Here is a 9,630-nt window from a genome sequence, read left to right as displayed (position 1 = left end):
CTGCTGGGCGTCTCGACCCGCCGCGTCGACAAGCTCATCGAGCAGCTCGGCATCAAGCACATCTCCAAAAGCCAGGTCTCACAGATGGCCAAGACACTGGATGAGCAGGTCGAGGCCTTCCGCACCCGGGCGCTGGACGCCGGCCCGTACACCTTCGTGTGGCTGGACGCGCTGACGCAGAAGGTGCGCGAGGGCGGGCGCATCATCAACGTGCACGTCCTCGTCGCGACCGCCGTCAACGCCGACGGGCGGCGCGAGATCCTCGGCCTGGAGGTCACCAGCGCTGAGGACGGTGCCGGCTGGCTGGCCTTCCTGCGCGGCCTGGTCGCCCGCGGCCTGTCCGGCGTGCAGCTGGTCATATCCGACTGCCACGCCGGTCTCGTGGCCGCCATCGGCGCCACCCTGACGGGCACGTCCTGGCAGAGGTGTCGCAGCCACTACCTGCGCACCCTTCTGACCTGCGTGAACAAGTCCGCGCAGCCGTTCGTGGCCACCCTGGTGCGCACCATCTTCGACCAGCCCGACGCGGCTTCGGTGCGCGCTCAGCACGCCTGGGTCGTGCAAACACGGCTCTTCACGATCGAAGGTGTAGTCGTGGTCTGAAGCCGCCGGTTTCGAGCAGTGATCTGGCGATGCAGTTGGTGAGGTTGCGGAACCCCAGCGCAGAGCCTCGGAGATGTTCGAGTCGTCCGTTGATCGCCTCCGTCGGTCCGTTGGACGTCCCGGGACGGTCGAAGTAGGCCAAGACGTCGTCTGCGCGCTTCTTCAGTGTGCTCCCGAGCGAGATGACCTCGCTGAGTGCTCGCGGGACGTCGCGACTGACGGACTCGATGAGCTTGGACATCAGCTGGCGGCCGCGAGCTCGGTCGGGTTCACGGTAGGCGGCGATCATCCGCTGGTAGATCCCCCAGGTTGCCTCGACCTCGACATGTTGCTCGGCAGCGAACAGAGCGTGCAGTCGGTCCTTCTGCTTTTCGGTGAGCAGCCCGGCTCCTGTGTGCAGGGTCCGCCGCGCGGCGTAGAGCGGATCACCCTTGCGGCCGCGGTGACCATGAATGGAGTGTTGGACCCGGCGCCGGCACTTGCCGAGGGAGTCGCCGGCCAAGCGGACGACGTGAAAGGGGTCCATCACCGCGACTGCGTCTGGCAGGTCTTCGGCGGTGGCGGTCTTGAAGCCGGTGAACCCGTCCATCGCGACGATCTCAACCGCGTCGCGCCAGGCTGCGGGGCGTTCGGCAAGCCAGGTCTTGAAGGCCTGTTTCGAGCGGCCCTCAACCATGGCCAGCAGCCGTGCTGGGCCGGTGCCATCCCGGACTCCGGTGAGGTCGGTGATCACGGTGACGTACTTGTCGCCGCGGCGGATATGGCGCCACACGTGTTCATCGACCCCGACGACCTTCACGCCGTCGAACCGACCGGGGTCGTCGATCAGGGCCCGCTTGCCCTCGGCCAGGACGGCGTCGTTGGCGGTGTTCCAGGCGACCCCAAGTCCCTCGGCGACGCGCGCGACAGTGAGGTGCTGACACACAATGGCTTCCAGCGCCCACCGCAGCCCGCGGCGCGAGAGTTTCGCCCGCGGCTCGGCTGCTTTGGTGGTGTCTTGACGCCATACATGACCACAGTTGCTGCACCGGTGACGACGGATCGTGACCAGCAGCGTCGTGAGTCGCCACCCAAGCGGCTCGTGCGCCAGCCGTCGAGTCACGGTGTCGCGTGGTGCTCCCTCGCAGCCGCAGCGCCGACACCACCGCTCGTCCGACCCCTCGGGCTCGACCACCCGGCAAGCCAGGATCGCTCGACCGTGTTCAATGCGTTGGCCCGTTACCGCGAGCCCGAGCTCGTTGAGCCGGTAGAAAGTGGTCAGATCAGCGCAAGCGAAACCTGTGCCAGGGGTGGCGACGTGCCTATCGCTAGGCCCGGGCGCGGCCTGCATGTTCAGTGGCCGATACTCTCCAGGTCGGCGACGTCCTCATCGGAGAGGGAGAGCCCAGCGCCGACGATATTCTCGCGCAGATGAGCTGTCGATGATGTGCCGGGGATGAGCAGGATGTTCGGTGAGCGCTGCAACAGCCAGGCCAACGCGACCGACATCGGCGTCGCCCCAAGCCGGACCGCGACCCCCGAGAGCGCATCGGACTGTAGCGGCGTGAAGCCCCCCAGCGGGAAGAACGGCACGTAGGCAATGCCATCGGCGGCGAGCCTGTCAATGAGGTCGTCGTCGTGGCGGTGGGCGAGGTTGTACATGTTCTGCACGCACACGATTGGGGCGATACCGCGTGCCTCGGCGACCTGCTCGGTGGTGACGTTGCTGACCCCGAGGTGACGGATCAGACCCTCTCGCTGGAGCTCGACGAGCGTCTCGAACGCCTCGGCGAGCGAACCAGGCTTGGGGCCTTCGGCATCACCCATGCGCATGTTGACCAGATCGAGAGTCTCGGCCCCGAGGGACTGGAGGTTCTCGTGGACCTGCTTGCGCAGATCTTCGGGTCGCCGGGCCGTGGGCCAGCCGCCTTGCGCGTCTCGGTTCGCCCCCACCTTGGTGGCGATGAACAGCGACTCGGGGTAGGGATGCAGCGCCTCACGGATCAGCTCGTTGGTGACGCGCGGTCCGTACGCGTTGCTGGTGTCAACGTGGGTGATGCCGGCCGCGACCGCCTCGCGCAATACGGCCAGGGCGCCATCGTGGTCGGCGGGAGGTCCCATGACCCACGGGCCGGCGAGTTGCATCGCGCCGTAACCGAACCGGGTGATGGTTGAGTTGCCCAGCGTCCAGGTGCCGCCAGGAAGTGATGCGGTGGGTGCGTTCATCGTTGTGCCTTTCGCTTATCGCCGTGGGTGGCGTCTTCGGCCTCCGTAGACGAGCATTGGAGAGTTACTTCCCATAGGGAAGTAGGCACTTTGAAGTGCGTAACTCACCTACAGGTGAAAGGCGAGATCAGTGAAGCCAGCGGGCGAAGCCGCCCAGAGGGGCTCAGGCCAAGACGGAGTACAACGCGTTCCTGGCGGCATGCCCCAGCCGCCAGCTCCTCGACCGGATCTCGGTCGATATCCTTTGGTGTCGCGATGCGTGATTAATCATTTGTGCCGAATGCGCTGCGCTCGTCACGACGAGGATGAGGCTGCCGGGGTCGCGCGGACCGCGCGGTGGCGACGGCGCGGACGACGTCGTCGATCGAGCGGGCGGTGAACGCCCCGGCCGGGTCGACCGGCGCCGCGAGCTGGAAGGAGGCGCCCGCCTGCGCATAGTTGGCGGTTCCGGGCGGGCTGAACGGAGTGAGGTCGGTGCTGGTCATCGGGGATCCTCCGAGTCGCCAGGAAGTCGGTCAGGCCGCGAGTTCGGCACGATGCGCGGCCAGGAAGTCGGTCAGGGTGAGCGGATCGGGGTTGAACGCGCGTGCGATGTCGAGGTCGCGGCGGCCGAGATAGGACCCGGGAAACTCGGTGTAGTACTGGAACATGTTCCCCAGCTCGTCCGCGCCGGGGAAGCCGACGCTGCGGAACTGGTCGTGGGTGGGTGGGCGGTAGGCCACCGGTTCACCGAGGACCGTGCTGAGCGCCGCCGCCATCTGCTCGCCGGTCAGGTACTCGCCGACCACGGGAACCGTGGCGCCGATCGTCTGCGACGGCTGGCGCAGCACGCGCAGCGCCAGCCGGCCGATGTCGTCGGAGGCGACGCCCGCAATGGCCGTGTCGCCGAGCGGGAGATGGAAGGCCAGCGTCCCGTCCGGGTCGCGTTGTGGCTTGGCCAGGCCGAGCAGGTTGTCCCAGTAGAAGGACATCAGCATGTACGTCGTGGGCAGGCCGGACTTGGCGAACAGGGCGTCGGCGGCCCCTCCCTTCAAGTCGAAGTGCGGCACCCGGTAGCCGTCGCCGATGAACGGCATCCGGGTGTCGTCGGCCGCGATCGCCTCGCGGGTGTCCTCGAGCGTCGACCACACGACGTGCCGCAGGGCGGCGGCCTGGGCCGCGCTGATGAGGTTCTCCACCTCGGCCAGTTCCCGGGTGGGCGAACGGTGCTCCCAGTACGGCGTAACCAGGAACGCGCCGTATGCCCCGTCGAATGCCCGGCGAAGGCTGCCCTCGTCGGTGAGGGTCGCCTCCACCACGTGGGCGCCGAGCCCGGCCAGAGTCTGCGCCTTGGGCGACGCGGCGTTGCGCGTCACCGCCCGTACGGTGAATGCGCCGTCGGTCAGCAGCGCCCGCGCGACCGCGCCGCCTTGCGTGCCGGTCGCGCCGAGCACCGTGATCACATTGTCGTGAGACATCGAGGTTTCTCCTGTCATGGGTTGTGCTTCGAAGGCGGCCGGGTCGGCCTCATTGGGCGGCGTCAGGCGGTGGGGGCGACGATGACGGTCTTGCCGGGCAGCGCACCCGCGGCGGCCTGGGCGTGCACGGCCGGCAGCTCCGGGAGGGGGACCTGCTGGGCGACGTCGACGTGCAGCTCGCCGGAGTCGATCAGCGCGACCAGGTGGGACAGCTGGGTGGCGTCGCTGCGGACGAACAGGTCGATGCCGCGTACGCCGCGCTGCTCGTCGCTGGGGGCGGGCATCCACACCGTGGTGTTCACCAGCACTCCGCCGGGACGGATCAGGGTGAGCAGTGCGGCCAACTGCGCCGGGTTGATCGGGGCGAGGTTGAGCACGACGTCGACCGGCTCGCTCACCGCCGCGGCCACCTCGGTGGTGGTGTGGTCGATGACCTCATCGGCACCCGTGGCCTTGACCTGCTCGATGCTGCGGGGGCTGGCCGTGGCGAGCACGTACGCGCCGGCGTTCTTGGCCAGCTGAACGGCGTGGCCCCCGACGGCGCCGCCCGCGCCGTTGATCAGCACGCGCTGACCGGCCGTCAGCTTCGCGTGGTCGAACAGCGCCTGCCATGCGGTGAGACCCACGATGGGTAGCGCGGCGGCGTCGGCCAAGGAGATGCTGGTCGGCGCCGGAGCGAGAATCTCGGCCGGAGCGACGACGTACTCCGCGGCCGCGCCATCGGCCACCATCGGCAGGAACCCTACGACCTGGTCACCGAACTGGATGCCGGTCACGCCATCGCCCAGCGCCGCGATCGTGCCGGACACGTCGATGCCCGGCGTGTGCGGCAGCGTCACCGGGATCGGACCCTGCATGAAACCGGCGCGGATGTTGCCGTCGACCCCATTGAACGACGTCGCGGCGACCCGGATCAACACCTGCCCGGCGCCGGGGACGGGCTGCTCGACGTCCTCGTAACGCAGGACGCTCGGTTCGCCGTACTCGTGGAAACGCACTGCCTTCATCACAAGCCCTCGTCTCTTCCATCGTGAGGTGCTTCGTTTTCGAAGCACTTCATGACCATAGCACGCTTCGAATTCGAAGCAACTTGTGTACGGTGTGAGCTGGCCGACAGTCGCCGGGGCCTAGTCGCCCGCCACTGTCAGGCGGCGGAGCTTCTCGTCGCTTGGAGAGCCCGGGACGGCCATGAAGACCAGCAGCATCTGGTGCTCCACGGGATCCACCAGAAGCTGTCGGCACAGCTCCAGCTCTCCCAGGTCGGCATGCCGATAGCGTCGGAGGTGCCAGTGACCGGTGACGCCCACCTCGACGAGGTAGCGCTCGCGCGCCGCCGGGTCGGCGAACCAGCGGTCGACCAAATAGCGCGACGTTCCGCCGAACCGGGTGTAATCGCCGAACAGAACAATCGCCGGACGAGTCTGCAACAGCACCTCGCCGCACCGGGAGAACACCATCGCGGGATAGTCCGGCAGACGCTCGACGATGCGCGTCATGACCAGGCCGGCATGATCGCCCCCAACCTCATTGCGGCGCGCTCGGAGAAAGTGCTCCAGAAGTTCCCGGTCCACGTTGCTCACCCCCTTCCCAGTCCGACCGATCAAGCATGGCGCGAACCGGAAGCCGGGTGAATGTCACCGTTATCCACGGACAAACAGTCCGTGGATAACGAGGCGGGCTCAGCTCATCATGATCAGGCGCTGGAGCTTCTCGTCGCTCGGTGAGCCGGGCTGCGCCAGGAAGACCAGCAACTCCTGGCCCTCGTCGGGATCCACCAGCCGCTGGCCGAAAAGCTCCAGCTCGCCCAGTTCCGGATGCCGGTAGCGCTTCAGATCGTGGTGGTGGGTGACATCCACCTCGTGCCGCCGCCAGACCTCGGCGAACTCAGGGCTGACCGCCAGCAGCGCGTCGACGATCTCGCCGGCTGTGCCCGTAGGGTCGGCGGTGTACGCCGCCCGGATCTCCGCGGTGAAGACCCGGCCGCGGAGGGCATGGTCCTCGGGGGGATAGAGGGCGCGCTGCGCCGGGTCGGTGAACCAGCGGTAGACCAGGTAACGGGACATACCGTTGAACCGGGTGTAGTCGCCGAGCAGGGCAACCGCCGACTGGTTCTGCAACAGCGTCTCGCCGAACCGGGACAACACGATCGCGGGCGTGTCTGAGAGACGCTCGACGATGCGCCTCATGGCCGGACTGACCTGCTCGTCGCGCAAGGAGCGCCGCGGAGCCGAGTGCCCGCCGAGGGCGAACAAGTGCTCCCGCTCACTCGGGCTGAGGTTCAGCGCCCGCGCCAGGGCGGCGAGCATCTGCTCGGACGGCATCGGACCGCGCTGCTGCTCGAGCCGGCTGTAGTAATCGGCCGACATACCGGCCAGCACCGCGATCTCCTCGCGCCGCAGTCCGCCCGTACGACGCCGTGAGCCACGGGGAAGCCCGACGTCCTCCGGCTGCAGCCTCTCCCGCCGTGCCCGGAGAAAGTCCGCCAGCAGTGCTCGGTCCATCCCTCTCTCCGCCCTTCAGTCGGTTCGGTTGCGTCCGGCGCGGGGTTTGGCGGATCGTGGCGGGGTGGCGCGCATGTGGTCGCGGACACGACCGAGAACGGTGCTGAGGGCGGTGAGGTCCTTGCCGGTCATCGGTTCGAACAGCAACTGCCGGACGCGGTCGACATGCCCGGGAAGCACGTGGGCGATCAGGTCCCGGCCGGCGTCGGTGACAGTCACCATGACACTGCGCTCGTCGTCCGGCGACGGTGAACGGGTGATCAGGCCGCGCTTGTCCAGCAATCCCGCCTGGTAGGTGAGCCCGCTGCGGCTGTACACGACACCGTCGGCCAGATCCGTCATCCGCAGCCTGCCCTCGGGAGCGTCCACCAGCCGCGCCAGGATCTGGAACTGCACGTAACTGAGGTCACCGTCGGCGCGCAGGTGCTCGTCCACCGCGTACTGAAGAAGGCTGCTGACCTCCATCAGAGCGAAGTACGCACCGAGTTGCTCCGAATTCAGGCCAGGTGCCGGGTCACTCACCCCATGATCCTACTTGCTTTGAATTCGAAGTGCATTTCGGGTCTGCCGCCCACGCCTGACGGCTCGATGCAATCGTGATCGTCACTGCGGCGTGTAGTCGCCAAGACGACCACCACGGCGAACGCCGTCAAGGTCAGGCTTGCGCGCGGCGGTAGTCCTGCCAGAGCCAGACGGCACAGCACTGAGCGAGGTGGCCGCCTGCCGATGGCTTCCGAACGGATCGCGGAGCCCAGCACGGTGTCAACGACGGCTGAATGTTGGATCAGGCACACTTTCCGTGATCGGACCCTGGTAAGTCGGTCAGCAGGATGCGTTTGCGCAGGAGGTCGGGGTTGGCGCGGCCGTACATCTGTCGTTTGAGCATCTTAAAAGTTACGTGGAATCTGGCCGTGGAGGTGATCATGTCTCCTCGGTCCTGACACGGAACTGGGGAGATGGCTTGAGCGGCACGGTGGTGCTGGAGGAGAAGTGGCCGGTGCTGGGCCGGCATGCGCGGGCGGCCGAGTGGCTGCGGATCTGGGTGGATCTGGGAAGGGCGCCGCGGACGATCGATGCCTACGCGCGCGGGTTGGCCGAGTACCTGGAGGTGTGCGAGCGCGAGGGAGTCGACCCGGTGACGGCCGGCCGGACGCACGTCGGAGTGTTCGTGCGGGAGTTGGTCGAGCGTCCCAGTCGTCGAGGTGCGAACGTCGTCGCGCTCGATTCGGGCGCCGGCTTGTCGAACGCCACGATCCAGCAGCGGATCATGCCGGTCAGGCTGTTCTACAACCACCTCATGGAGGAGGGCCTGCGGGACTCCAACCCGGTCGGTCGGGGACGCTTCACACCGGGCCGGCACCGAGGAGGGTCTCTGGGTGAGCATAAGCGTGGTCTGCTGACCGACCTCGGCCTCTCACTCCACCACCTGACACGCGACCTCCGGCACTGGGCGCAGACCCACATGGATCAGGTCCTTGCCAACCGCGAGAAGCACGACGCTCGCACTTCCTGACCTGACACAACCAACCGACCGATACCGCCACGCTCTCATTCGGCACACCCTCGATTGCGATGAGCCGCAAACACTCGAGGCCAAGCATCCGGCCGCGGCCGAGCACCTGGACGCCGCCCGGGAAGACCTGATCGCCTTCGCCGTCTTCCCCCGCGAGATCTGGCCGCAGATCTGGTCGAAGCCATGAATCGCCCCAGCACAGTTTTGCCCCACCTCTTCGCTTCTTGTCGGCGCGGGCCCGCTTTTCGGAGTGGTGGCCGACCAGGATGGGCTGGCCGCCCTCGAACCGCTCGCTGATCTGGCGCGCCCGATCGTGTGCGGCCGCCGCCGCGCCGGCATGCCGGTCGGCTTTGGCCTCCAGCGCGTTGCGGTGGCCTTCGAGCCGGTCGGCCTTGTCAGTGAGCACTTGCGCGCAGTCGCGGTACTCGTCGTCGATATCGACCTCGACCTCGTACCCGGCCGCGCGCAGGGCCTCGGCCGCCTTGTTGATCGCCTACCGGTCGGCGACCCGGTCGCGCGAGTCCCGCAGTCCGATCATGCGGATGGAAGGGGAAGAACCTCAAGCCGCCGTTCTCCCACTTGCGGACGATCTCGTACACGCCGTCGCCCTTGCGGGTGCCGTGGATGAGCGCGCCGTCCTCGTGGGTGTGCTTGATCGTGATCACAGCTCGCCGCTCTCTTTCTCGCTGCCGTCGAGGTCGGCTGGGAAGGACCCGACGTCGTCCTTCAGCACCTGGTCGAGCAGTCCGAGGATCTCATCGCGGGTCGGCGCCGGGCCGCGCACAGGCTTATAGACGGCGCACGAGTCGGGGCAGCGCCCGGGTGAGTGCCGCAGTGGCGGCAGGATCGGTTCTTTGGAACGGTGTCGCGAACGTCGAACACTCGCTCCGACGTGAACCCGGTCCGGGTGCCCGCGTCGATCTCCTCGGTCTGGCCCGGTGTCGGGGTTGTCGAACTCCTCCACCCGTCCAGTCGGCCGCCCAGGCGATCACCTGGGCGACACGGAGTAGATTGCCGTACCCGTCGTAGCGGAGCCCACGGACCTCGGGGTCCTCTCGCAAGGCGCGGAGGAACGCCTGCTGGTTGGGAGCGCGGCGCATCCCGCGCCGCACGGACGCCAGGATGAGGTCCTTCGACGGCGCCACGGCCAGAACGGGCGCGTTCGACACGCCAGCAGCCGATGCCGTCACCGCGGCGCCGCCGAGGAGGCCGACGCGGAAGGCAAAACCAATCCGCGTAGGATCCGCGAACGGCGGCACACGAGGGCCGTGCCTGGCACTCGGTGACACACGCCGCAGATTGAGCGGCTTGCGTTATGGCAGGTCAGCCCAGGGTTTCCCCTGGCCACGTA

The 9,630-nt window shown here is 67.7% G+C and carries 10 protein-coding genes and 3 pseudogenes; 3 read left to right on the top strand and 10 right to left on the bottom strand.

The annotated features are described in order from the left end of the window. Positions 1-561 (top strand): annotated as a pseudogene (locus AB0H64_RS29765) (transposase); the annotation flags it as partial. Between the two features lie 13 nt (positions 562-574). Here the strand turns inward: AB0H64_RS29765 and AB0H64_RS29760 are convergent. From AB0H64_RS29760 to AB0H64_RS29725, 8 genes are all read right to left on the bottom strand, one after another. After that, positions 575-1,933 (bottom strand): ISL3 family transposase, encoded by a 1,359-nt coding sequence (locus AB0H64_RS29760; RefSeq protein ID WP_357631118.1) that lies wholly within the window; start codon positions 1,931-1,933, stop codon positions 575-577. Between the two features lie 2 nt (positions 1,934-1,935). Beyond that, positions 1,936-2,808: an aldo/keto reductase family oxidoreductase gene (locus AB0H64_RS29755; RefSeq protein WP_357631115.1), complete on the bottom strand. Its 873-nt coding sequence runs from the start codon at positions 2,806-2,808 to the stop codon at positions 1,936-1,938. A 263-nt stretch (positions 2,809-3,071) separates the two neighbouring features. Further along, positions 3,072-3,293 carry a hypothetical protein gene (locus AB0H64_RS29750; RefSeq protein WP_357631112.1) on the bottom strand — a complete coding sequence of 74 codons (222 nt, stop codon included), beginning with the start codon at positions 3,291-3,293 and terminating at the stop codon, positions 3,072-3,074. A 30-nt stretch (positions 3,294-3,323) separates the two neighbouring features. Next, a complete protein-coding gene (locus AB0H64_RS29745; protein ID WP_357631109.1) occupies positions 3,324-4,265 on the bottom strand; it encodes an NmrA/HSCARG family protein in 942 nt (313 codons plus the stop codon). A 62-nt stretch (positions 4,266-4,327) separates the two neighbouring features. After that, on the bottom strand, positions 4,328-5,272 hold the full coding sequence (locus AB0H64_RS29740; protein WP_357631106.1) for an NADP-dependent oxidoreductase: 945 nt from the start codon (positions 5,270-5,272) through the stop codon (positions 4,328-4,330). A 120-nt stretch (positions 5,273-5,392) separates the two neighbouring features. Beyond that, positions 5,393-5,845 carry a hypothetical protein gene (locus AB0H64_RS29735; protein ID WP_357631103.1) on the bottom strand — a complete coding sequence of 151 codons (453 nt, stop codon included), beginning with the start codon at positions 5,843-5,845 and terminating at the stop codon, positions 5,393-5,395. 99 nt (positions 5,846-5,944) lie between these two features. After that, positions 5,945-6,766: a helix-turn-helix transcriptional regulator gene (locus tag AB0H64_RS29730; protein ID WP_357631100.1), complete on the bottom strand. Its 822-nt coding sequence runs from the start codon at positions 6,764-6,766 to the stop codon at positions 5,945-5,947. A gap of 15 nt (positions 6,767-6,781) precedes the next feature. After that, the gene (locus tag AB0H64_RS29725) at positions 6,782-7,231 is read right to left on the bottom strand and encodes a MarR family transcriptional regulator (RefSeq protein ID WP_211370260.1); all 450 of its coding nucleotides are present in this window, start codon (positions 7,229-7,231) and stop codon (positions 6,782-6,784) included. 496 nt (positions 7,232-7,727) lie between these two features. On the opposite strand from AB0H64_RS29725, the gene AB0H64_RS29720 reads away from it, so the two are divergent. Beyond that, on the top strand, positions 7,728-8,279 hold the full coding sequence (locus AB0H64_RS29720) for a hypothetical protein (protein ID WP_357631096.1): 552 nt from the start codon (positions 7,728-7,730) through the stop codon (positions 8,277-8,279). Positions 8,280-8,361: 82 nt separating this feature from the next. Then, positions 8,362-8,457, top strand: a pseudogene (locus tag AB0H64_RS29715) (transposase); the annotation flags it as partial. 51 nt (positions 8,458-8,508) lie between these two features. Here AB0H64_RS29715 and AB0H64_RS29710 read toward each other — a convergent pair. Both AB0H64_RS29710 and AB0H64_RS29705 read right to left on the bottom strand, forming a co-directional pair. Beyond that, positions 8,509-8,685 (bottom strand): annotated as a pseudogene (locus AB0H64_RS29710) (DUF3560 domain-containing protein); the annotation flags it as partial. A gap of 255 nt (positions 8,686-8,940) precedes the next feature. After that, positions 8,941-9,063, bottom strand: coding sequence for a hypothetical protein (locus AB0H64_RS29705; RefSeq protein WP_357631093.1), 123 nt, complete (start codon positions 9,061-9,063; stop codon positions 8,941-8,943). Between the last annotated feature and the right edge of the window lie 567 nt (positions 9,064-9,630).

The sequence above is a fragment of the Nonomuraea sp. NPDC050733 genome, from assembly GCF_040654215.1.
Lineage (GTDB): Bacteria > Actinomycetota > Actinomycetes > Streptosporangiales > Streptosporangiaceae > Nonomuraea.
This window is presented reverse-complemented; position numbering and strand designations above follow the sequence as displayed.